22 protein-coding genes and 1 pseudogene are annotated in these 22,988 nt (G+C 68.0%); 4 read left to right on the forward strand and 19 right to left on the reverse strand.

Going from position 1 to position 22,988, the window contains the following annotated elements; all coding sequences use genetic code 11:
* The first annotated feature begins 11 nt into the window (after positions 1-11).
* Together ASC87_RS12835 and ASC87_RS12840 are read left to right on the forward strand one after the other, a co-directional pair.
* Positions 12-284: a DUF2164 domain-containing protein gene (locus ASC87_RS12835; RefSeq protein WP_056662020.1), complete on the forward strand. Its 273-nt coding sequence runs from the start codon at positions 12-14 to the stop codon at positions 282-284.
* Positions 281-622 carry a DUF1294 domain-containing protein gene (locus ASC87_RS12840; protein ID WP_235582160.1) on the forward strand — a complete coding sequence of 114 codons (342 nt, stop codon included), beginning with the start codon at positions 281-283 and terminating at the stop codon, positions 620-622. The genes ASC87_RS12835 and ASC87_RS12840 overlap by 4 nt, the downstream gene beginning before the upstream one ends.
* Here the strand turns inward: ASC87_RS12840 and ASC87_RS12845 are convergent.
* On the reverse strand, positions 606-1,496 hold the full coding sequence (locus ASC87_RS12845) for a LysR family transcriptional regulator (RefSeq protein WP_056662097.1): 891 nt from the start codon (positions 1,494-1,496) through the stop codon (positions 606-608). The two genes, ASC87_RS12840 and ASC87_RS12845, sit on opposite strands and share 17 nt — an antisense overlap.
* Before the next feature lie 133 nt (positions 1,497-1,629).
* On the opposite strand from ASC87_RS12845, the gene ASC87_RS12850 reads away from it, so the two are divergent.
* Entirely contained in the window at positions 1,630-2,568 is a 939-nt protein-coding gene (locus ASC87_RS12850) for a DMT family transporter (RefSeq protein ID WP_056662024.1), read from the forward strand.
* A gap of 79 nt (positions 2,569-2,647) precedes the next feature.
* On the opposite strand, the pseudogene ASC87_RS30720 reads toward ASC87_RS12850, so the two are convergent.
* From ASC87_RS30720 to ASC87_RS12910, 13 genes and pseudogenes are all read right to left on the reverse strand, one after another.
* Positions 2,648-2,815, reverse strand: a pseudogene (locus ASC87_RS30720) (aromatic ring-hydroxylating dioxygenase subunit alpha); the annotation flags it as partial.
* 26 nt (positions 2,816-2,841) lie between these two features.
* Positions 2,842-3,693: a class III extradiol dioxygenase family protein gene (locus ASC87_RS12855; protein WP_056662100.1), complete on the reverse strand. Its 852-nt coding sequence runs from the start codon at positions 3,691-3,693 to the stop codon at positions 2,842-2,844.
* Complete coding sequence (locus ASC87_RS12860) at positions 3,693-4,067, reverse strand: protocatechuate 3,4-dioxygenase (RefSeq protein ID WP_200954352.1); 375 nt, start codon at positions 4,065-4,067, stop codon at positions 3,693-3,695. Before ASC87_RS12860 ends, ASC87_RS12855 begins: the two co-directional genes overlap by 1 nt.
* Before the next feature lie 42 nt (positions 4,068-4,109).
* On the reverse strand, positions 4,110-4,559 hold the full coding sequence (locus ASC87_RS12865; protein WP_056662027.1) for a nuclear transport factor 2 family protein: 450 nt from the start codon (positions 4,557-4,559) through the stop codon (positions 4,110-4,112).
* 14 nt (positions 4,560-4,573) lie between these two features.
* Positions 4,574-7,012 carry an RND family transporter gene (locus ASC87_RS12870; RefSeq protein ID WP_056662030.1) on the reverse strand — a complete coding sequence of 813 codons (2,439 nt, stop codon included), beginning with the start codon at positions 7,010-7,012 and terminating at the stop codon, positions 4,574-4,576.
* A 7-nt stretch (positions 7,013-7,019) separates the two neighbouring features.
* The gene (locus ASC87_RS12875; protein ID WP_056662033.1) at positions 7,020-8,099 is read right to left on the reverse strand and encodes a YCF48-related protein; all 1,080 of its coding nucleotides are present in this window, start codon (positions 8,097-8,099) and stop codon (positions 7,020-7,022) included.
* On the reverse strand, positions 8,099-9,460 hold the full coding sequence (locus ASC87_RS12880) for a DUF1329 domain-containing protein (protein ID WP_157604017.1): 1,362 nt from the start codon (positions 9,458-9,460) through the stop codon (positions 8,099-8,101). Before ASC87_RS12880 ends, ASC87_RS12875 begins: the two co-directional genes overlap by 1 nt.
* Positions 9,461-9,493: 33 nt before the next feature.
* Complete coding sequence (locus ASC87_RS12885; RefSeq protein ID WP_056662035.1) at positions 9,494-11,152, reverse strand: DUF1302 domain-containing protein; 1,659 nt, start codon at positions 11,150-11,152, stop codon at positions 9,494-9,496.
* Positions 11,153-11,213: 61 nt separating this feature from the next.
* The gene (locus tag ASC87_RS12890; RefSeq protein ID WP_056662038.1) at positions 11,214-11,981 is read right to left on the reverse strand and encodes a coniferyl-alcohol dehydrogenase; all 768 of its coding nucleotides are present in this window, start codon (positions 11,979-11,981) and stop codon (positions 11,214-11,216) included.
* 47 nt (positions 11,982-12,028) lie between these two features.
* Entirely contained in the window at positions 12,029-13,492 is a 1,464-nt protein-coding gene (locus ASC87_RS12895; protein WP_056662041.1) for a benzaldehyde dehydrogenase, read from the reverse strand.
* Between the two features lie 66 nt (positions 13,493-13,558).
* A complete protein-coding gene (locus ASC87_RS12900; RefSeq protein WP_056662044.1) occupies positions 13,559-14,497 on the reverse strand; it encodes an amidohydrolase family protein in 939 nt (312 codons plus the stop codon).
* A complete protein-coding gene (locus ASC87_RS12905; RefSeq protein ID WP_056662047.1) occupies positions 14,494-16,668 on the reverse strand; it encodes an acetate--CoA ligase family protein in 2,175 nt (724 codons plus the stop codon). Before ASC87_RS12905 ends, ASC87_RS12900 begins: the two co-directional genes overlap by 4 nt.
* A gap of 54 nt (positions 16,669-16,722) precedes the next feature.
* Positions 16,723-17,523 (reverse strand): crotonase/enoyl-CoA hydratase family protein, encoded by an 801-nt coding sequence (locus ASC87_RS12910; protein WP_369820757.1) that lies wholly within the window; start codon positions 17,521-17,523, stop codon positions 16,723-16,725.
* A gap of 120 nt (positions 17,524-17,643) precedes the next feature.
* Between ASC87_RS12910 and ASC87_RS12915 the strand changes: the two genes are divergently transcribed.
* Entirely contained in the window at positions 17,644-18,135 is a 492-nt protein-coding gene (locus ASC87_RS12915; protein WP_162255157.1) for a MarR family winged helix-turn-helix transcriptional regulator, read from the forward strand.
* Positions 18,136-18,144: 9 nt separating this feature from the next.
* Here the strand turns inward: ASC87_RS12915 and ASC87_RS12920 are convergent, their stop codons facing one another.
* The 5 genes from ASC87_RS12920 to ASC87_RS12940 form a co-directional block, all read right to left on the reverse strand.
* The gene (locus ASC87_RS12920) at positions 18,145-18,867 is read right to left on the reverse strand and encodes an alpha/beta fold hydrolase (protein WP_056662053.1); all 723 of its coding nucleotides are present in this window, start codon (positions 18,865-18,867) and stop codon (positions 18,145-18,147) included.
* 139 nt (positions 18,868-19,006) lie between these two features.
* Entirely contained in the window at positions 19,007-20,278 is a 1,272-nt protein-coding gene (locus ASC87_RS12925) for a LysR family transcriptional regulator (protein ID WP_056662057.1), read from the reverse strand.
* Between the two features lie 168 nt (positions 20,279-20,446).
* A complete protein-coding gene (locus tag ASC87_RS12930; RefSeq protein ID WP_056662060.1) occupies positions 20,447-20,803 on the reverse strand; it encodes a hypothetical protein in 357 nt (118 codons plus the stop codon).
* On the reverse strand, positions 20,800-21,714 hold the full coding sequence (locus ASC87_RS12935; protein WP_157604019.1) for a hypothetical protein: 915 nt from the start codon (positions 21,712-21,714) through the stop codon (positions 20,800-20,802). Before ASC87_RS12935 ends, ASC87_RS12930 begins: the two co-directional genes overlap by 4 nt.
* A gap of 161 nt (positions 21,715-21,875) precedes the next feature.
* Positions 21,876-22,184 carry a hypothetical protein gene (locus ASC87_RS12940; RefSeq protein ID WP_056662066.1) on the reverse strand — a complete coding sequence of 103 codons (309 nt, stop codon included), beginning with the start codon at positions 22,182-22,184 and terminating at the stop codon, positions 21,876-21,878.
* Positions 22,185-22,988 lie beyond the last annotated feature (804 nt).

Consider the following 22,988-nt stretch of genomic DNA (forward strand, 5'->3'; position numbering starts at 1 on the left):
GAGACCCCGCCATGCCCGTCGAGATCACCAAGGAGGCCCGCCAGCAGGCCATCGTGTCCATCGAACGCTACTTCCAGGAGAACATGGAGGAGCGCATCGGTAACATCGCCGCGGGCGCCCTGCTGGGGTTCTTCCTCGAGGAAGTCGGCCCCACCATCTACAACCAGGCGGTGGCCGACGTGCAGGAACGCCTGCAGCAGCGCATCGCCGAGGTGGACATCGAGGTGCACGAAGACGAGTTCGGCTACTGGCAGAAGCGGCCGGCGCGCAGCAAGCGCACGTGAGGCTCGCTCCCTGGATCTGGCCCCTCGCGGCACTCGCGTGCGCAGGCCTCGCCTGGGCGGGCCATGTGCCCCACGTGGTGCCGTTGTGGCACGTGGCGGTGAGCCTGGTGTGCGTGGGGCTCTACGCCGTCGACAAACGCGCCGCCCGCGCCGGGCAACGGCGCGTGCCTGAAGCCGCGCTGCTGGCCTGGGGTCTCGTGGGCGGCTGGCCCGGCGCCCTCGCGGCGCAGCGCCTGTTCCGCCACAAGACCGCCAAGGCCTCGTTCCAGACGGCGTTCTGGCTGACGGTGGCCGTGCACGTGGCGGTGACCGCCGCAGTGCTCACGCGACCGGGCTAGCCCAGGCTTCAAGCACCGCGCTGCGCACCGCGTCCACCACGTCGGGCGACTGGGGCCGCAGCGGGGCCGCCCAGCAGAGCCACGTGTGGCCACGCCAACCGTTCCACAGGGCGAGTTCACCGGCCCGTTCGGCCTGCAACGCCTGGTCGAGGCGCACGATGCCGGCGCCGGCGCCACTCGCCACGAGGCTGCGCACCACCCCTTCGGCGTTGGCCATGGCCCCCTCCCGGTACTCGCGGCCGGCGGACGCGAACAGCGCGTCGAGGTGCGTGCGCAGCACACAGCTGGTGGGGGTGCCCACCCACGGCAGCGCCAGCAGGTCGTCGCGCGACGGGTTCGGGTTCGCCCGCGCCATGGCCGCCGGCAAGGCCACGACAAGGTCGATCCCGCCCAGGCGGCGCAGCTCCAGCCCATCGATGTGCTCGTGGTCGGTCATCACGTAGGCGCAGTCGAGTTCACCCCGCTGCAACTGCCGCAGGGAGTCGACGGACAGCCCCTGGTGCAATTGCAGCGTGATGTGCGGATGGCGTTCGGCCAGGGTCACCAGGGCCTGCCCGAGGCGCAGCGCCACGGGATCGCTGACCGTGCCGAACCGCACCACCCCTTTTGCGGCACCCCGCAGTTGTTCGGCGGCCGACCGCATGCGGCCGGCCGACGCCAGCGTGCGTTCCGCCTCCTCGAGCAGGCGGGCGCCGGCTTCGGTCAGCACCATGCCGCGCGGGGTGCGGTCGAACAGCTTGACACCGAGCTCGTCCTCGAGGGCCTTGATCTGGGCGCTCACGGCTGGCGGGCTCGTGAACACCCGCTCGGCCGCCCGGGTGAGGCTGCGTTCCTGGGCAATCGCCACGAAGGTCTTGAGTTGGTAGAGCTCCATGGTGGCCATTGTCGCCAGCGGCGGCCGCCCTGTCCGTTCGGAAATCCTGAGCCCCTGATCCAAACAGACGAATGGCCCGCACGCGGCGCCGGGCCGAGACTGAAACCCTGTTCCCGATGCCCGGAGGCCCGCCATGTCCACCCTCTCCCGTCCCCTCGGTGCCGCCGCCCTGCTGGCGGCAACGTTTTCCTGGGGCAGCCTGTTCCTCGTGGGCAAGCCGGTGCTGGGTCAGGTCGACCCCGTGTGGTTCACGCTGGCGCGCTACACCATCGCGACGCTGGGTTTTGCCGCCTTGCTACTGGTGCGCGGGGCGTTCCCCTGGGACAAGCTGCGCACGCACGGCTGGCGGCTCGCCGGCCTCGGCATCGTCGGCTACGGCACCTTCGGCGTTCTCGTGCTCACGGGCCTCGCCCACTCCCAACCATCCCATGGCGCGGTGGTGATGGCCACCATGCCCATCACCACGCAGCTGGTGCGCTGGGTGTTCGACGGCGTTCGCCCGGGGCGGGCCTCGCTCGCCGGCACGGTGCTCGCGTTGGCAGGCGTCGTGACGGTCTCGGGTGTGCTCGCGGGTCCGCCTGGCGCCGAGTCCACACTGGCGGGCGACCTCACCGCCTTCGCCGGCACCCTCGGGTGGATCGCCTACACCCGGGGCAGCGCCCGCTTCGGCACGTTCGGCGTGCTCGAGTTCAGCGCCCTCACGGCCATCGCATCCTGGCCGCTGCTGCTGTTGGCCACACTGGCCGCCACCGCACTGCACTGGGCCACCGTGCCCACCTGGGACGCGCTCGGCTCGTCGTGGCATGCGTTGCTGTACATCGGCGTGGCACCCACGATCCTCGGGGTGCTGGCCTTCAACGCCGGCGTCAAGGCGCTCGGCGTCGTCACCGGCACCGCCTTCCTCAACTTCGTGCCGGTGTCGGCGGTGCTGATCGGCGCGGCCCTCGGCGCGCGGCCCGCCGCCCACGAACTCGTGGGCGTGGCGATGGTGGTGGTGGCGCTGGGGGTGCACACCCTGTCGCTGCGCCAACCGGCGTCTCCGGTGGGCCCGCTGAGGCGCTGTGCGGCCTGAGCGCGCAGCTGACATGCGGGTTCAGGCAGGTGGGTGAATTGCCGGCCGGCGACAAAGTGCAGGAAGCGCCATGGCGTGCTCAACCCACGGGTGCCATGGTGCGCTCTGCCGCGATGAACCGGTCGAGCACCTTGCGCGACTGGACGCCGCCCGAATCGATGTTGAGCATGAGCAGCTTGCGGTCCGGCCAGCGCAGCAAGTTGGCCTGCTGACGCTCCAGCACCGCCTGGTCTTCCGCGAAGGCGCGCCTCCTTGGTGGGATCGGTATCGGCATCAGTCGCGGGATGCAATTTCTTCGAGCGTCAACAACGCCATGCCGGTTGTCATCGGGGCGTAGTAAGTGCGGTGCAGCTCCCTGACCTGCGCGCCCATGGCGCCGCGCATGACCAGCCACATGATGACTTCGCAGCCTTCCGCGCCAGCATCCAGGATGAGCTGCTCGTGGCTGAGCCGAGCCAGCGCCTGCGGGTCGTGCGAGATCGTGTCGAGCCACCACTGGTCCCACGCCGGGTTGAGATGGCCGAAGCGCTCGCCGTTGAGCTGGTGCGACAGGCCGCCCGTGCCCAGCACGACCACGCGCAGGTCCTCGGCATAGCTGTCGATGGCGCGGCGCAAAGCCTGGCCCAGCTTGTAGCAGCGCTGGGCGGTAGGTAGCGGATGCTGCACGACGTTGACGAACAGCGGCACGACCGCCACGGGCCATGCCGGCGCAGCATCCCACAGCAGCGGCATGGCCGTGAGGAAGCCGTGGTCCAGCGCCATCTCCTGGCACAGGGTCATGTCGAACTCCTGCGCCAGCAGGGACTGCGCCAGGTGCGCGGAAAACGCCGGATCGCCTCTGAACTGCGGCAGCGGACGCGGGCCGTAGCCCTCGTCGGCCACGGCGTAGGAATCGGCCACGCCCAGCGCAAAGGTTGGGTAGCGGTCGAGCAGGAATTCGGTGCCATGGTCGTTGTAGACCACGATCACCACATCGGCCCGGATCTCCTCGGCCAGCCAGCGCTTGACGGGCTCGAAGCCGTCGAACAGCGGCGCCCATTCGGGCGTGGCCTGCTTGCCCTGGTCGTGAGCGCGACCGATGGAGGGTACATGCGAAGAGCCGATGCCCGCGACAAGACGCGCCATCACACCGCTCCCGGCACGTTGCGCGTGCGCATGAATTCCTCATAGCTTTCGCCACGCATCTGCGCGCCGACGGCATAGAGCCCCACACCCAGCGTGACCGCCAGCTTGAGGAAGAAGAAGAGATTGCCGCCCATGCGCGTGAGCGCCAGCCAGTCACGCCGGTGGACGGCATCGCGGTGCGCCTGGCTCACGCCCCGGGCCCGCATGTAAGCGTCCGGATCGGCCAGGAATTCCGCCCGTGCCTCGGGCTTGCGCAGCCCGGCACACATGCAGTTGAAGGCATAGCCCTGGCGTGACAGCGCCAGGTCGAACAGGTACGTGCCCGGTATGCGCGCGGCATCCACGTCGGCGGCGTGGGGTTGACTGGGTTTCACGAGGGCTCCTTGAGTTCGCATGGGACACGAAGACCGGTCCATTCATTGATCGCGGTAAAGCGCGAAACGGGCGACGCGGCGGGCAATGCGCCAGCCTTCGTCGGTCAGCTCGAAGCTGTCTTCGAACTGTCCCAAGGCCTGCCGCGCGGTGGCAGGCCGGCCCATCGGACCGGCTTCGTCGGCACGGCTGCCGCTCCACACCAGCACCTGGGTCACCGCGCTGGCGCGCGCGTCACCGCCCAGCGTCAGGCGGATGCCGCAGATGAGATGCGCGGTCAGGCGCTCGGCGGGCCGCTCGCGGTAGGACGCCTCGATGGCCGCGCGGCCTTGCAACGGCGCGGCGCCGGGGCGCACCAGTACCGCGTCGGGCGTGAACAGCGCGGCCAGACCGGCATGGTCCTGGGCATCGGTGCGTGCCGCTGCGTCCATGACGAGGTCGCGGCACGCTTTTTCGACCAGCAATTGCAGTTGGGGCGACGTGGATTCGTTCATGGGAAGGGTCAGGTTCAGCGCATGTTGAACACGCCGGCCCGGATGTCGCCGGCCACCTGGCGTGCCTTGTCCGGTTGCAAGGCCAGCGGATCGCGCAGCAGGAACACGCCCAGCGCGGGCACCAGCACCAGGGCACCTACCATGTTCCACACGAACATGAAGGCCAGCAGGATGCCCATGTCGGCCTGGAACTTGATGGGCGAGAAAGCCCAGGTGCCCACCGCGAGGGCCAGCGTGATGCCCGTGAGCATCACCACCTTGCCGGTGAACCTGAGTGCGTGGCGATAGGCCTGCACCAGGCTTTCGCCTTCGCGCATGCGGGTCAGCATCACGCTCAGCACGTACAGCGCGTAGTCGACGCCAATGCCCACGCCCAGGGCGATCACCGGCAGCGTGGCCACCTTCACCCCCATGCCCAGCGCCACCATCAAGGCCTCGCCCAGCACCGAGGTCAGCATCAGTGGCAACACCGCCACGATCACCGCACGCCACGACCGGAAGGTGACCCAGCACAGCGCGATGACGGCGGCGTAGACCCAGAACAGCATCTCGCGCATGGCGTCCTTCACCACGATGTTGGTGGCCGCGTCGATGCCCGCACTGCCGGCGGCCAGCATGAAGCGAACGCCCGGATCGCGCGACGGGTCGGCCGCATCCTCGGCGATGAATTTCTCCACCTCCTGCACCACGTGGGTCAGCGTCTGGGCCTTGTGGTCCTTCAGGTAAACGAACAGCGACAGGAAGGAGCAGCCCTGGTTGAACAGCTCGCGCGGTGCGCGAGTCTGCACGCCGCCCAGCGCTGCCTCGTTGGGCACCAGCTCGAACCACTTGAGGTTGCCTTCGTTGTAACCCACCGAGGCCCACTTCGACAGTCCGGCCATCGACTTGGTCGACTCCACGCCGGGCAGCTGCTCCAGGCGCCAGGCCAGGTCGTCAACCTTGGCGAGCGTGGCATAGCGCGTGCATTGCTCTTCAGGCGTGTCCACCATGACGGTGAAGATGTCGGCGCTGGCCGCGTAGTGCTCGACCAGGTAGGCGTTGTCACGGTTGTAGCGGGAGTCGGCCCGCAGTTCCGGCGCACCCGGGTCCAGGTCGCCGATCTGCAGGCGCAGGCTCACGGCATAGCCCCCGGCGGCCAGCAGCACCGACACGGCAATGGCCACCAGCGCCGGGCCGCGGCGGGCGAACTGCTCCAGCCAGCCCCATTGCCGAGCGTCCGTGGCCTCGGCGGCCAGGCTGCGCCGGGCCGCGCTGGCGCTCACGCCCAGGTAGCTCAGGAGGATCGGCAGCAGCACGAGGTTGGTGAAGATCAGCACCGCCACGCCGATGCTGGCGATGGCGGCCAGGTCCTGGATGACCTTGATCTGGATGATGGCCAGCACGGCAAACCCGACCGCGTCGCACAGCAGGGCGGTGAGCCCGGCCATGAAAAGACGGCGGAAGGTGTAGCGCGCAGCCACCAGCCGGTGCGTGCCCCGCCCGATGTCTTGCATGATGCCGTTCATCTTCTGCGCGCCGTGGCTCATGCCGATGGCAAACACCAGGAAGGGCACCAGCACCGAGTAAGGATCGAGTTCGTAGCCCAGCGCGGCCAGCAGCCCGAACTGCCAGGCCACGGCGATCAGCGAGCAGGCCACCACCAGCGCAGTGCTGCGCAGGCAGCGCGTGTAGGCAAACACCACCGTGGCGGTGATCAGCAGCGCCAGGCCGAAGAACACCAGCATGCTGCGCAAGCCGTCGATCAGGTCGCTCGTGACCTTGGCGAACCCGGTGATGTGCAGGCGGATGCCGTCGCGTTCGTACTTGGCACGCATCGCCTCGACCTGCCTGCCGAACTCGCCGTAGTCCAGCGCCTGGCCGGTCTGCGGATCGGTGCCTTGCAGCGGCACCAGGATGATGCTCGACTTGAAGTCGTTGGCCACCAGTTGGCCGATCTCGCCGGAACGCTCGATGTTCACGCGCAACTGCGCGAGGCTGCGGGCCGAGCCGTCGTAGCCATCGGGGATGACGGTGCCGCCCTCCAGCCCGTCCTCGGTCACCGCGACCCAGCGGGTGGCCGAAGTCCAGAGCGACTTCATGAAGGCGCGCTCCACGCCGGGCATCAGGAAGACTTCGTCGTTGATCTTCTGCAGCACCTGCATGTAGTGCACGTCGAGCACCGTGCCCTCCGTGTTCTCCACGCCAATGCGCACGACGTTGGTCTGCCCGCCGAGGTTGGCCCGGTTGGCCAGGTAGCTGGCCACATACGGATGCTGGGTGGGAATGGTCTTGTCGAAGCTCGCGTTCAGGCGCAGGCCGGTGGCCAGCCAGCCGAGCACCACGGTGACGAAGAGGCACACCAGCACCACCGCCAGGCGGTGGTTGAAGAACATGCGCTCCGCGCGGGTTCCGGACTGGCGGTCGAAGTCTTCCAGCCTGGCGATCACGGGCTGCAGGTCGTTCGTCGGGTTCATGGTCGTCTCACGGTGAGGAAGGGAGCACGCGCAGGCCACGCAGGCCGGCCACGATCAACCCGGCATCGCTGGCGGCTTCCGCGAGCCCGGCAGCGGGCATCGCGACCGAGGCCTGGCGGCTGAAGGTCATTCCGTCGTCCCGGCTGGCGAGCACTTGGCCGTCCTGGCTGAGCAGCGCCAGGCTGCGGTCGGCGCGGGCCACGCCCGCGCTGATGCCCTCCGTGACGCCGGTGCGAACCTGCGCCCAGGTCTGGCCCTGGTCGGCGCTGCGGTAGGCGTTGCCGCGCAGCCCGTAGGCCACGACGGCTCCCGTCGGGCTCGCGAGCAGGCCGAAGTAGCTGCCCTTGTAAGGCGTCTGCAGCCGCTGGAAGCTTGCGCCACCGTCGTCCGAGCGCATCAGCAAGCCCTGCTCCCCGGCGATGAACAGGCGGCCGCCCACCTGCCGGATGGCATAGAGGTGAACGCCCTGGCGCTGCGCCAGCGCCTTGTGCATGGGGCGCCATCGCCTGCCACCGTCGTCCGTGGCGAAGACCATGTCGTAGGCGCCCACGGCGATCGCGCGCTGCCCGTCCAGGCAGACCACGTCGAAGAAGGGCTTGTCCGGACCGTCCTCGAGCAACTGCTGCGCACTGCGCTGTTCCGCCTCGTCAGGCGCGGACCGGGCCGCCTGCAGTGCCAGCTGCGCGGCCTGCACGCCATCGAGCTGGCGGGCCCAGGTCTGCCCGCCATCGCTGGTGCGCAACACCACCCCCAGGTGACCGACCGCCCAGCCCTGCTGCGCGTCGGCAAAGCAGAGGCCGGCGAGCGTGGCCCGCACCGGCACCTGGGCTTGCCGCCAGGCCCTGCCGTTGTCGTCGGACAGGAGCACCGTTCCGCGCTCGCCCACCGCCACCAGCCGGCTGCCGGCGCGCGCCACCGCCAGCATGACCGCCTGCAGCGCCTTCGGCGTGACGAGCGCCGGGCGGCGCAAGGCACTGGGCAAGTCGGGCGGTGCCGCCCCGGCAGCGCCGGCCTGCAGGACCGCGCCGCACAGCCAGGCACGCAGCAGCCAGGCTCCCGCACGCGCGGCCGAGGGCATGCGTGGCATCAGCGCGCTCCTTCGCTGGCCAGCGTTTCCGGCGAGAAGAAGGAGGCTGGAATCGCCGGCAGTTGCTTGTAGTTGGCCGGCAGCTCGTTGGGTGCCATGTTGATGTAGTAGGCACCGGTCTGCAGGTCGTAGCCACCCCACATCGTGTTGCCGACCACCGCAGGCACGTCGGCCAGGTAGACGGCCAGGGTGTAGTTGGTGCGCCAGAGCTGGCCCTTCGCATCCCAGCCGTCGAAGATCATGATCTGCCAGGTGTCTTCGTCGAAGTAGTACTTGCGCTTGCTGACCACATGGCGCTGGCCGGCCTTGAGCGTGGCCTCGACCTCCCACACGCGATGCAGTTCCCAGCGCACCTGGTCGGGGTTGAGGTGGTTGGCGCCCAGCAGTTCGTCCACCTTGACCTGGGCGGCCATCGTGTTGTTGTAGGGGATGTACATCTCGCGCTTGCCCACCAGCTTGAGCTCGTGCTTGTCGAGGGGGCCGAACAGGTTGAAGGCCTCGTCGGTCAGGCCGATGCCCGATGTCACCGCATCCGGCGTGTCGTAGGCCACCGAAGGCGCCTTGCGCACGCGGCGTTGGCCCACCAGGTACTGCCACAGGTTGCGCGGCTGCCTGGCAGGGTCGGCCGACTCATGCACCAGGATCGCCTCGCCGGCCTTGGAGCCGGGGCCCGTGGTGACGAACTTGCCCAGCAGGTAGTAGCCCTGGAATTTCTCGAGGCTGCCGTCCTGGTCGTAGTAGGGGAAACTCCAGGTCTGGTTGCCTGCGGAAGGCATGGAGCGCTTGCCATCGGCCGTGGCCATGAAGACGCGGACCGTCGACGTCACGTTGTTGCCCACCCAGGCCAGCCGGTGGTTCCAGAGCGCCTCGTTGCCGTCCTTGGCCAGCGGGAACGGAATGCCGCCGTAGGCCCCCTGCACGCCCTGCCCGCCGTCCTGCAGCTTGGCCCGCGTGGCGTTCCTGGCCGTGTTGTCATAGACCCGCTGGGGTGCAACGGCGGTGCGGTGGGTCGGGTACACATCCACCCGGTAGCTCGGATACTTCTGCAGCAGGGCCTTGACCCCATCGGACAGTTTGTCGGCATGAGCCGCCATGTTGCCGGCCGTGATGATGAGCACCGGCTTCTCGGCAGGGAACGGGTTGGGCCGCGGCTCGCCGCTCTTGTAGCCGGCGGGCAACCGGGTGACGGTGCCCGTCCACGCAGGGATGCTGCCGTCCTTGTTGCCGGCGCGCTCGGCGCCCAGCGGTGTCAGGGTGGTGTTCAGCTTCGCGGCCTCCTCGGCCGACACGGCCGCCCAGGCGCTGTGCGACACCAGGGTCATGCTGGCAAGAAGTGCGCAGGACAGTACGGTACTTTTCATTTGAATGGACTCCTGGGAAAGGTGGGACACACGTCAGAAGGTGCGCTGCACACTCATCGAGATGTAGTCGCGGTCCTTGAGGCTCTGGCCAAAGGACAGTTGGCGCGGCGTCGCGGAGCCCGGCACCATCGTCTGCGTGAAGGTGGCCGCCGAGCCCAGGTAATGCGTGTAGTTGGTCAGGAAGGTCCAGACCTGCTGGTACTTGGCCTGCAAGCCGAGACTGATGTCGCCCGCCTTGGAGACGCCACCGGCGAAGTTGCCGACCGCCGATGAGCGTCCGCCGAAGTTGTAGCCCAGGCTGATCGGCACCGTCAGGTCCAGCTGGGGCATCACCTGGAAGTAGGTCGGCGCGAAGATGCCGCGCACCGCATAGGCATCGCGCGTGGTGTTCGGGTCGACGCCGCCGCCGGCCAGCACGTTGCGCGACGGGCCATGCGTGACGCTCAGGGTCCGGTTCCAGGCCAGTTCGCCCAGCAAGGCCCCGCCGCCCCACCAGGCCGAGGGCTGCAGCACGTAGACGCCCGACAGGTTCGCGTGCGCGGTTCGCCCCACCGCGTAGCAGGTCTCGTCGCCCGAGTTGCTGCACGACCCGCCTGCCACCACCACCGGACTCACGTTGAGCGGCGCATTGGTGCGAATCGACACCTCGGCCGCCCAGTTGAGCTGGCCCAGCGAGGACGTGACGCTGGCACCGAAGGTCTTGATGCCTTCGGCATAGGCTGTGTTGACGCGGCTGTTGAGCACGTCGAAGATCGGAACCGTGGGGCCCTTGTCGTGGTAGCGCGCGGCATAGAGGCCGAACTCATAGTCGCTGCCCGCGGGCGCCCAGCGGATCTGCACACCGCCCTGGCCGCTGTTCCTGGGCGTGAGGTCGAACTGCGCGTCGTGGCCCAGCACCTGGGACCCGAGATAGGTCACGCCGGTGCCGATGTAGTCCTGATTGGAGAAGTAGCTGCCTACCTCCGGAATGCGGCTGGGACGCCACTTGAATTGATAGTACCCACCGACGGACAGGCCCGGGCGCAGCTGAACGGAGGTCGACACCTGCTCCACCGGCCGCAGCACCTCCTTGTACTGCCAGCCCGGCACCGAGAGGATCTTGGCCACGTCGGACGGTCCCTGCGCATTGGCAATGCCGTTCTGGCCAAAGAAGAGGCTCTCGCCGTATTGAATGCTGTGCTTGCCCAGCCGCACGGTGCCTGACATGCCCGCCCCCAGGTCGCCCCGCAGGAAGCCAAAGGCATCCAGCACCTGGCTCTCGGAGCCATGCCGCCGGGCAGTGACCGGAAGAAAGGCATTGCTGGCCTGGCCCGGATCGTTGTTGGCGGGCACCTGGCCATCGTTGTCGTTGGCCCTGCGATAGACGTTGTCGTAGAAGCTGCTGCCGCTCAAGCGAAAGCCGCCCCACTTGTTCGTGACGTCGAACTCCCCGAGCAGGTCGACGCGGTTGGAGATCAGGCCCCGGCGGAAGTTGCGATCGCCATCGTCCTCATTGATCGTTCCGGCGTCGACTGCCGGATCGAACCCGGACAACGCCGCCGAGGGATTCTTCAGGCGATAGCCCATGCTGTACTTGGCCGTCAGGTCCAGGCGGATCTGTGTGTCCGGGTCGGATGACTCGATGTCGAAGGCGTGCGCGGCTGGCAGCGCGAGGGCCGCCGCTACCGCCAGGAATTTGTGGTGATGTTGCATTTCCCTCTCCGTTGTCGTGTGGTTGCGCGGCGCCCCGAAACGGCCGCAGGGATCGAGGGGTTCAGAGGTAGGTGGAGGCCATGCCGCCGTCCACCGGCACCGTGGCACCGCTGACCCAGCGCGCGGCATCCGAGCAGAGGAAGGCGATCACGGGCGCGACCTCGTCGGCCAGCGCCGGGCGCTTGATGCGGTGCGCATCGCGCTGCACGCGCTCGGCCCCCAGCATCGCGGCGAAGTCGCCCAGGATGGGTGTCATGACGGGCCCGGGCGCCACGCAGTTCATGCGGATGCCCCGGTCCAGGAACCAGCGCTGCGACTGCAGCGTGCTCCAGACGATCAAGGCCTCCTTGAAGTACTGATAGCAGGTGTCGTGGGCGACCGGGTTCTGCGCCAGCCAAGCCAGGCCCGCGTCGAAGCTCTCGCACGCGGCCAACGCCTTGTGCATCGCGGCCCGCTGCGGCCACTCATGGCCCAGGATGGAAGCGACGTTCACCACGGAGCCCCCTGCCGGCATGCGCCCGAGCACGCGCTGCGTGAGATGGCGCAGCCCCAGGTAGTTCACGCGCGCCACCGTGGCGCCATCTGCCGTGCCGGGCACACCGGCCACGTTGCACAGATGGTCGATGCGCACGGGCAACTGCGCCACCGCCGCGTCGATGGTGGCCACCTCGGACAGGTCGGCCTGAACGAAGGCGTCGAGCGTCAAGGCCGGAGGATGGCGGTCGATGCCGATCACCTTCGCCCCCTGCGAACGCAGGCAACGCGCGGTTTCGGCGCCAATTCCGGAACTGCTGCCGGTGACCACCACGACCTGATTCTGGAAGTTCATGCTTCGTCTCCTGGTGCGGACTCGATGGGTTTGTTGCCTGGGGGCCCTCAGATCGGATAGGCCGGCGGGGTGTCCTTGATCGTGAGCCACTGCCAGCTGGAGAAGGCCTCCCAGTCGGCAGGACCGCCATGCGAGTTGCCGTTGCCTGCGATGCCGGGACCGCCGAACGGATTGGTCCCGTCGTCGTTGATGGTCTGGTCGTTGATGTGAACCATCCCCGCACGCAGCCGCTGGCCCAGCGCCATGGCACGGCCCACCGACGGGGAGATCACCGCCGCCGCCAGCCCGCCTTCGCCGTGGTTGGCCAGGGCCACGGCCTCTTCGTCGGTGTCGAAGCTCACCAGGTTGAGCACCGGGCCGAACACCTCCTGATCGAAGCACGGCATGCCCGGCCGCACGTTGCCCAGCACGGTCGGCGCATAGAACAGCCCGTCATGCGTGCCGCCAGCCAGCAGGATCGCCCCCGCATCGACGCTGCGCCGCACCAGGTCGTGCACCCGGTCCCGCTGGCGCGCGTCGATCAACGGCCCCAGCGCGACCCGGCCGGTGGCGCCATCGCCCACCGGCAGGCGACCGGCCTTGGCGACCAGCCGGCCGGCGAGGGCCTGTGCAATGGACGACTGCACCAGCACGCGGTTGGACGCCATGCAGATCTGGCCCTGGTGCAGCCACGCGCCCCATGCGGCATTGCTGGCCGCCAGGTCGAGGTCAGCGTCATCGAGCACGACCAGTGCATTGCTGCCGCCGAGTTCGAGCGACACCTTCTTCAGAAGGCCGCCGGCCAGCGCACCGATGCGGCGCCCCACCGCGGTGGAACCGGTGAACGAAATCATGTTGACGTGCGGGTCGGTCACCAGTGCCTCGCCAGCGGTGGCATCGCCGGGCAGGACATGCAGCACGCCCGAAGGCAATCCGGCCTCCTCCAGCACGCGCGCGATCATCAGACCGCCGCTCACCGGCGTGCGGACATCGGGCTTGACCAGCACCGCATTGCCGATTGCCAAGGCGGGGGCGATCACGCGCATCGTCAGCACCAGCGGGAAGTTGAAGGGCGAGATCACGCCGATGACCCCCATCGGCACGCGCCGGGCGACGCTCAGGCGGCCCGGCACGGTCGGCAAGACCTGCCCTTGCGGCTGGTTCGGCATGGCGGCCGCGATGCGGCAGAAGGCCGCGGCCTCCCGCACTTCATGCTGGCCCTTGTGCAGCGTGCCGCCGGTTTCGCGAGCGACGTACAGCGCGAGTTCGTCGGCGTGCTTGTCGAACAGGTCGGCTGCGCGCAGCAACACGGCGGCGCGTTCGCGCGGCGCGGTGGCCGCCCAGGCGCCCTGGCCGGCAGCGGCGGCCACGGCCGCAGCCGCCACCTCGGCAGGCCCGGCCTTCCCTGCGCGATACAGCAGCGCGCCGGTGGCAGGCTCGATCACGTCGGTGTGGACCAGCGCCTCCCGCCATCCGTCGCTGTGGATGTGCGGGCGTTCCAGGACGAGACTCAGGAGGGCGTTGGTGGTCATGGCAATGGTGGCAATGGGTGGGTTGGAACGCAGAGGGTCGTGTCCAAAGTGCCTGGCGCCGCGGCCTCAGCAGCAGCCTTCAGCGCCAGGCGGCTTCATGCGCTGGTAGCGGCCGTGTACCGGGTCCTGGTCCAGGCCCAGCAGGCGGATCGCGTTCTGCTTGAGCACCAGCGGGCGCACTTCGGGTTTGATGGCCAGGGTGTCGAAGTCCTTGATCCAGCGATCCGGCGTGAGCACCGGATAGTCGGAACCGAACAGCACCTTGTGCTTGAGCAAGGTATTCGCGTACTGCACCAGCTGCGGCGGAAAGTACTTCGGCGACCAGCCCGACAGGTCGATGTACACGTTCGGCTTGTGCGTAGCCACCGCCAGCGCGTTGTCCTGCCAGGGAAAGGACGGGTGGGCGATGACGATCGGCAACTGCGGAAAGTCGACCGCCACGTCGTCGAGCAGCATCGGGTCCGAGTACTTCAGGCGAATGCCGCCGCCGCCCGGCAGTCCCGCGCCCACGCCGGTCTGGCCGCTGTGGAAGATGGCCGGCAGACCCGCCTCGGCAATGGCGCCGTAGACCTCGTAGGCTTGCCGGTCGTTGGGATAGAAGCCCTGCGCCGACGGATGGAACTTGAAGCCCCGGACGCCGAAGTCCTTGATCAGCCGCCGTGCCTCGCGCGCGCCCATCTTCCCGCGCATCGGATCGATGCTCGCAAACGGAATCAGCGCATCCGGATGCCGCGCCGCTTCCTCCGCCACCTCCTCGTTGCTGATGCGGAGTTGGCCGGTCTCCCGCTCGGTGTCGACGGTGAAGATCACCGCGAGCATTCGGCGTTCGCGGTAGTACGCGGCCGTCTCGGCGATGGTGGGCCGGGGCATCGGTCGCTTGAAGTAGGCATCCATCGCGGCGTCGATGGCCATGGCCACTTCATCCGGCGGGTTGCGGGTGGAAACAGTTGCATGCGTGTGCATGTCGATGGCCACCAGGCCATCGAGAAAGGGCGTCGTGTTCATGCCGCACCGTTCTCGTGGGTGACCACCAGCGCGTCGAGTGCGATCACGCCCTTGCCCGCCGCATAGACCACCAGCGGGTTGATGTCCACCTCGGAGATGTGGGGGTGCGCGAGCATGAACTGCCCCAGCGCCGCAACCACGTCCGCCACCGCGTCCAGGTCCACCGGCGGCGTACCCCGAAAGCCCGTCAGCAGCTTGGCTGCCTTGAGCCTGTGCAGTCGCTCGACGATGGCGGCGGCTGACAGGTCAGGGGCCAGCAGTTGCACGTCACCCAGCGCCTCGACCCAGATGCCCCCCAGGCCCACCATCAGGATGGGCCCCCACTGCGCATCACGCGTGGCACCCACCACCAGTTCCAGCCCGCGGTCGCCCATGGCTTCGACCAACACGCCGTCGAGCACCAAGCCGGCATCCGCAGCCGCCACGTTGTCGTGCAGCTGCTGCCACGCCGCATGCACGGCTGCCTCGTCGCGGATGCCCAGCAGCACGCCGCCGACCTCGCTCTTGTGCGCCAGGGTGGCGGCCTGCGCCTTCATCACCACCGGATAGCCGATGCGGTCGGCAATGCGCACGGCCTCGCCGGGCGTCGTGGCCAGCGCGCCTTCGGGCGTGCGGATGCCCATGGCACGCAGCACCTGCTTGCCCACCCATTCGGCCTGTGTTCCTGTGCCCAGCACGGGAAGGGCCTGCGATGCGGGCGCCGTCTGGCCGGATGACACCACCGCCATCGCCCGGTCCCGGCCGAAACGGGTGAGGCTGGCCAGGGCGCGCAATGCACGTTCGGGCGAGCGCATGACGACGGTGCCGCTGCGGCGCGCCAGCGCGATGAACGCCGGGTCCAGCGCGACATCCTCGTTCTGCATCACGAAGATGGCGGGCTTGCTGCTGTCGGCCGTGCCATCCAGGAAGGACTGCAGCCAGCGCACCGACGCCTGCGGCTCGGGCATCGGCAGCGACACCACCACGCTGCCCACCGCCGGGTCGGCCAGCACGGCCGCGGTGCCCAGGCCGATGAGCTCGGGCCGCCAGCCCGCCAGCGTGCCCAGGTCGAGCGGATTGCGCGGCGGCGTGTAGGCCGGCAAGTGCGAGCGCAGCACCTCGACCTGTTCTGGCGCCAGCGGCGGCAGTGCCAACCCGAGCGGCTCCACATAGTCCTGCGTGATGCCGCAGAGCGCGCCGGAGGCCGTCACCAGGCCCAGGCCGCCGGTGGGCGCCTGCGGAAAGCGCAGCAGCAACTGCCCCAGGTCGATGACCTCTTCCAGGCTGTCGGCCACCAGCACACCCGCATGCGACACCGCCAGGCGCATGGCCGCGTGGTTACCGGCGAGTGCACCGGTATGCGACGCGGCGGAGGCCTGCGATTGCTCGCTGCGGCCGGGGTGCAGCAGCACCACGGCCTTGCCCTTGGCACGCGCGCTGCGCGCAGCAGCCAGGAAACCGGGCGCCGAGCGGATCTGCTCGGCATACACCACCACGGCACCCGTGTGCGGATCGTCGGCAAAAAACGAGATCATCTCGGCCAGGCCGACCTGCGCCTCGTTGCCGGTGGTCATCATGTAGGAGATGGGAACGCCGCGCGCCTGCAGGGAAGCCGCGATGTGCGCACCGATGCCCCCACTTTGCGCCGCCACCGCCACGGCCGGCCCGGCCGCCGGATCCAGGCGCGGCGGCAGCACCAGCTCGACCATCATCACGTAGAACGCGTCCACGTAGTTGAAGTAGCCCACGGTGTTGGGGCCCATCAGCGTCATGCCGCCGGCACGCGCCACCTCGGCCATCTCGCGCTGTTGCGCCCGCCCCGCCTCGCCCATCTCGGCAAAGCCGGACGCAAAGCAGACGGCTGCACGCACGCGGCGGGCCACGCAGCCGCGCAGGGCCTCCAGGACGGCCTCCGCCGGCAGCATCAGGATGGCCAGGTCCAGCGACTCGGGCAGTTGCGCCACGTCGGTGAACACCTCGCGCCCGTCGATGTGGCCGCCACTGCGGCCGACCAGGTACACATCGCCCGGGAAGCCGCCGCGCACCAGGTTGCCCAGCACCACCTGCCCGGCCGAACCGGGCTTGCCAGACATGCCGATGATGGCCACCGAGCGTGGCCGGAACAGGGGATGCAGGCCTTCGCGCGCGGCGTCGCCGTCGGGACCTGGGGGATGATGTGCGGGCGTGTTCAAGTGAATGTCCTGGCTTTTTTGCTTGCAATGCAACGAAGGTCGCGCTGGGCCGGGTCAGCCCGGCAGCACCTTGCCGGCACGCTTTTGCAGGAAGGCCTCGACGCGCTCCCTGGCTTCGGGCTCGGACTGGGTGATGGTGGCGATGAGGGCCTCGGTCATCAGGCCATGCACCATGGGCTGCTCGGCGATCAGCGGCAGCGCATGCATGATCGCGAAGTTGGACATGGGCGCATTCGAGGCCATGCGCAGGGCCAGCTCACGCGCCTTGGCCAGCCCCTGGCCGTCGGCCACCAGGTGGTGCGCCAGGCCGAGCTGCAGCCCTTCGGCGGCGTTGTACACATGGCCTGTGAGCATCATCTCGGTGACACGCGAAAAACCGATGAGCTTGGTGACGCGCACCGAGCCGCCACCGCCCAGGAAGATGCCGCGCTGCCCCTCGGGCAGGCCGAAGTAGGCGCTGTCCTCAGCCACCCGCACATGCGCCACCGAAGCCAGTTCGAGGCCGCCGCCGACCACGGCGCCGTGCATCACGCACACCACGGGGCGCTTGCCGAACTGGATCTTGTCGAAGGCCTCGTACCAGACGCGCGAATGCATGACGCCTTCGGCCGGTGACAACGCCACGAGCTCCGACAGGTCGAGCCCCGCGCTGAAGTGCTCGCCGTTGCCATGGAGCACCACGGCTTTCACGCTCGCGGGCAGCGCCTCGAAGGCCGCGTTCAGCTCGCCGATGACCTTCAGGCTCAGCGCATTGCGCTTGGCGGGGCGATTGAGCGTCAGCACGGCAATGGGACCTTCGATCGCCACCTGGACCTGGCGCGATGCGTCATCGATGATTTCGGGATTCAGTGTCACGTTGTGATCTCGTTCAGGAAGCTGGATGCATTTGATAGCCAGGCTATTCATTTACCTGGCTAACTATTTGCCATGGATAATGCATCAATCGACAAGTCAGCACGCACAGGGAAAACCTTGATGTCAACCGCGAAATCAGTTCAGGCGAAAGCCACGAAGAAACCAGCAGCCCTGAAAGCCAAGCCCGTGCCGCACGACCTCCAGAGCGATTCGCTGGGCTATGCACTGCGCAGGGCGCAGGTGCGGGCCTACGACGTCTTTCACTCGATGCTCGGTACGCTGGACCTGTCTCCCGCCCGCATCACCGCGCTGTCGCTCATTGCGATGGAAGACGGCATCAACCAGGCCGCGCTGGCGCAGCGCCTGTTCATCACCGGCCCGAGCGTGCTCAAGATCGTGGATTCACTGGAAGCGGCCCACCTCATCAGCCGGGTCGATTGCGCGGACGACCGCAGGCGCTATGCGTTGAAAGTCACGCCCGCCGGCGAGGAGAAGCTCACGGAGATGCGTGGCGCCTTGCAGCGCTATGAAGCGGAGATCGCCAGCAAGCTCAGCACGCAGGAGCGCCAGCAATTGCTGCAGCTGCTCGACAAGGTCGCAACGCCGGGCTGATCCGGCCCGTCAATGCACCGGCGCCTGCAGCAACCATGCCGCCAGGGCCAACGACACGCGCGCGGGCGCCTCCATGGTGGTCATGTGGCCGGCCTCCTCCACCACCGCCAGGCGCGAACCGGGGATCAACTCATGCATCTGCTCGTGGCGCCACAGGGGGCTCCAGGCATCCTGCCGCCCGCAAAGCAGCAACACGGGGCAATCCACATCCTTGAGCACGGGCCGGGCGTCTGGGCGGGCCAGCAGCGCCTCGATCTGCGCTTCGAAGATGGCCGGGGTCTTGCGCCCGATCATGTCGAGCACCGCATCGAACAGCGGCGTGTTCCTGCGCGACGGATGCACCATGCCCTGCGCCCACTGGCGCCCCATGGCACGCATGCCCTCCTGCTGCGCCAGCTTCAGCAGCGCCATGCGCTGCGCGCGTTCCACGGCCCCGGCTTCCCCGGGCGCCAGCGGGTCCATGCCCGTGTCGAGCAAGGCCAGCCGCTCGATGCGGTGCGGCGCCAGGCGCATCATTTCCAGTGCCACGCGCCCCCCCATGGAGTGGCCCGCCAGCGAGAAACGGGGCGCTTTCGTGTGCGCGAGAACCTGTTGCGCCATCGCCGTGATCGACGACAGCAAGCCGAACGATGCCACCTCGCAACGCACTTGCGTCAAGTCCCGGCATTGCGCATTCCAGACTGCCTCGTCGCAGAGCAATCCCGGCAGAAAAACCAACACGGGCGCATTCATTCCCACCCTTTCATCGGCCTGAATCGGCACGTCGATTGAAAGACCGGCCGTGCCGCTGCACATGCCGGGTTCATGGGAGCCAAGCTTGCGTCAGACCCGGCGGCAAGTCGAATGACTTGGCCGCCTCCAGGTATGCGTTTCAGCTATCGCTCGATGCCTCGCGCATCGCGGCCAGCACCGCTGCAAGGTCCGACGACGGGTCATCGCTCTCGCGCAGCGCAACGCCGATGGAGCGCATGGTCTGCGGCAGCGCGACCGGCACCAGGCACACCAGGCCAGCCAGCGCATCGGCCCGCGCCTGGCGCAGCGAGGTGAGCGCCAGGCGATCGGTCGTGCCCACCATGGCGCGCGCGAGCGTCGTGTTGTTGGTCTGCAGGGTTTGTCCGGGCCCCGGCAAGCCCTGCGCAGCAAAGGCTTCGAGCAATGCGAGGCTGGCAGGCGTGCCGTTGGGCGGCATCACCCAGTCCCATTGCAGCAAGTGCCGCAGGGCCAGGGACCGGCGCGCCAGGCAGGGATGGCCGGGCCGCGCGATGATGGCCAGCGGCTCATCGAACAGCGCTTCCTGCCGCACGCCGGCCGCCGCTGGGCGCAAGGCGCCCACGATCACATCGATGTCGGCATGGCTCAGTTGCCGCAACAGGCTCTCGTACGTGCCGTCGATCACCACCACCTCGACCTCGGGATGCGCCTGCGTCACCGCCTGGATGGCTTGCGGCAGGAACAGCGTGACCGACAGCGGCAAGGCGCCGATGACCACACGGCCGCGTACGTTGCCGTGCCAGCTGGCAATGTCGCTTTCCATCGCGCGCATTTCCGCGAAGGCGAGCTTGACCCGCCGCAGCATGGCCTCGCCCGCATCGGTGAGCCGCGTGCCGCGCACCGACTTCCAGAGCAACCTGGCGCGTGCCAGGGATTCCAGGTCGCGCAAGGCCCTGTGGACAGATGGCTGACTCTGGCCCAACGCTTGCGCCGCATGCGCCTCGCTGGCCGATGCCGCAATGGCGACCAGCGCCTTCAACGAGGCGGCCGACACCGATGCGCAGAAGCGCCCCTGCATGCCATCGCGCCCCTCGCCTTCAGGCATGAGCGCCACGGCTTCGGTGGCCCCGGCCTCGAGGTGGTCGAACAGCCGCTGTGCCCGCTGCGCGATGCGTGCGCCGAGCACCGTCGCGAACATGCCCCGGGCACCGCGTTCGAACAGGCTGGCAGCGCAGAACTTCTCTACCTCCAGAACGGCACGCGTGACTGCCGGCTGCGAGAGGCAAAGCATGTCGGCCGCACGCACGGCACTGCCATGGGCCGCCACCGCCGCCACGCAGCGCAGGCCCTTGAGGCGATCGGCGATGCCTGGCAGTGCGTGCGGCCATCCCGAAGCAGCGCCCGGGCTCATGCGCCCGCCCGCGGTGTGCATGCCGTCTCCCTCACCGCGTGGGAGACGACTTCCTGCGGGTATTCCCTTCGCCGGCACATGAGAACGGCTCGATCCACAGGATGGCGCCATGATGTCGTCGTAGCCGACGAAGCCGGCGCAGGCGGAAAGGGCCAGGGTTGCAGGACGCGAGCCATCTTCGCAACGCCCTCAGAGCACGATCGCCCACGTGTAGCGCACCGCCTGCAACGCGACGAGCCACGTCAGGCCGGCGAAGAACAGCGTGCCCGAGGACAGGAACATCGGAACGATCTGCGTGTGCAGCAGGGGGCGACCGAGGTACTCGGCCTCGCGGTTCTGCGAACGCTGGATGGTGTTCGCCTCGTGGATCGCGGCGTTCCCTCCGTTGAGCAGCCGACCGGCGCCTAGCAGCATGAAAGCGGCGCCCACGTACGAGCCAAGGTTGATCAGCGCGGGAAGGCTGCGGCCGTTGAACAACACGATCGCGACGGACACGACGGCGCAGGCGGCGAGGACGACGAGGTACCTCTTGAGGTTGTCGATCATTTCGGGTTGTCCTGGCCGAGGCGGTCCACGAAAGTCGTCACGGACGCCCGGAGCAGCGGGGCGACCTCGGAAGGCGTGCCAGCAGCCGAACTGGTGACCATGGCGACGCGGCCCTTCACGTTGAACAGTTCGGTGTAGACGTTGCCGCCTTCGGGCAGTCGAATCAGGCCGCAGATGCGATCCGGCCGGTCGCAAGTGATCTGTGGCGTGCCGAGGTCTTGCCGGAAGCTCGCCTTGACGGCGGCGAACTCGGCCTGCCGGATGGGGCGTGGTCCCTGGCGGACATCATCCACGACCAGCACGAGGAGCCGGGGCATCGCGCCGGAGGCGGCGGTCCCCTTCGGAACGAATGCGCCCACGAAGAGGCTGGTGTTGACCGCAGGGCCGAGGCGAGGGTCCTTGGTGGGATCCACGAGCAAGGGCTCCCAGCCGGAAGGGGTCGTCAAGACCAGCGAACTCGCCGGTGACTGGCCCGTGCGGATAGAAACCTCGCCGCGGGGATTGCAGGCGACGGCGCCGTCTTGGCCGGCACGAACGCGCACGGAGAGCGAGCGCAGCCTGACGTCCGCCCTGGCGCCCGACAGCGCCTGTTCCTCGGCGGTAAACTTCCGTTCCAGCATCAGCCAGTCGTCATCGATTCGGTAATCCACCTCTGCAGGTGGACCCTTCGGCTGTAGCGTGTCGGGGTCGAGCGAAACGAGCCGCAACCGCCCCTTCTTGACGATCTCGTACGACTGGATGGACTCCGTGCGCTTCGATCCGTACTGGCACCGCGAGCGCGCGTGGGTCATGTCGTATTCGAGGACGCAGTCGCCGTTCCGATCACGGTGCGTGTTGTCCTTCAGTGTGACCTGGACGTGCTGGCTGCGCCAGCAGCCCAGGAGCGAACCGCGGTCTTCGGCGAACGCCACGAGCGGGGCCGCCAGGAGGAGCACGAGGCACCATCGGGTGAATGTGGAAGGTTTCATGCAGATCGCCATGTGAGGGACCTCGGCCTCGCACCGAGGGAAGGAACGACGTGTGCCGTGCATTGGAGCGGTTTTCTCGTCCTGCGTGGGGGTGTCTCGGGGTTCTACAGGTCTTGCCTGGCCTTCAACACCAGGCGCCCGGCGATCGCACCCGCGACACCGCCGGCCACGGCCGCCAAGTAGACCTCGCGGTCGGAGAGCCAGTGCGCGGTGAAGATGAACTTCAGCAGGATGGCCACGAGGAAAAAGCCGAAGAAGCTGCCGATGCCGGTGTGCAGCTTGGCATCGAGCGTTCTCGCCCCTTCCTGGTAGGCCATGGAATGGCCCGCGGCTTCATGGATGAGCGTGGTCCCGCAGGTCATGCACCGCACCACGGTGGCGGAGTTGAGGGTGTTGCACGTCGGACACTGCATTTCGGTTTTCCTCCCGCGAGAATGGGGACATGAGCGTCCAGTCCCGGCCGCGACGGGTTCGGGGTCAGGCCTGAAATCTCTGAACGGCCTCACGTGGCTGCAAGGAGCTTGCTGCCGTGAAGAAAAGGCCAAGTGCTGACCTGAGTCAATCTAGCACCCCCTCGAAGTTGCGCTCATGTCATAGCGCCTTGCGTTTCAGCAGATGAACGTTTGACGATACCCGAGCCGACGACTCGGGCACCTTCCAGGATGTCGAATTCGACGCCCGGCTGGAGGCTGGAGTAGTCGACACCTGCATACATGAGACTGAACGTAGCCACGCATCGTCTGCCGAGCGCAAGCTCACCACCGCCAACCAGGCAAACGCCCATGTACGCGCCAACGGGCCCTACACGGACGTGCGGCCGGTAGCTTCCGTTCGCCAGGGGCACCACGGCCCTGATCCCGTCGGCAAGGATAGAGAACTCGATCTCAACTTCGATAGAGGGGCGCATTGCTGGTGCAACCTAACGTCAGCTCGATGGAACGGCTAGCAGTGTTTTCCAACCAGCTGCTCGTGAACTCTCGGAAAACAAGCCGCGCAAATTGGCACGAATGGAACTTGCGTGAATTCAACATCGCTGAACTTCTTAGCGCAAGAAGGACAGAGCAAGCCCATCAGCTCTGGAAATTCTCCTTGGACAACCGCGGCTTTGGACATGAGATCGTAAGCTCCCCCAACCAGTAGACACCTGAATCTGGAGAATGCGGCCTCACAAGGAAGACGAGGACGCGATGAGAAAGAGCAAGTTCAGCGAGAGCCAG

Source organism: Rhizobacter sp. Root1221 (assembly GCF_001425785.1).
In the GTDB taxonomy this organism is placed as follows: Bacteria; Pseudomonadota; Gammaproteobacteria; order Burkholderiales; family Burkholderiaceae_C; genus Rhizobacter.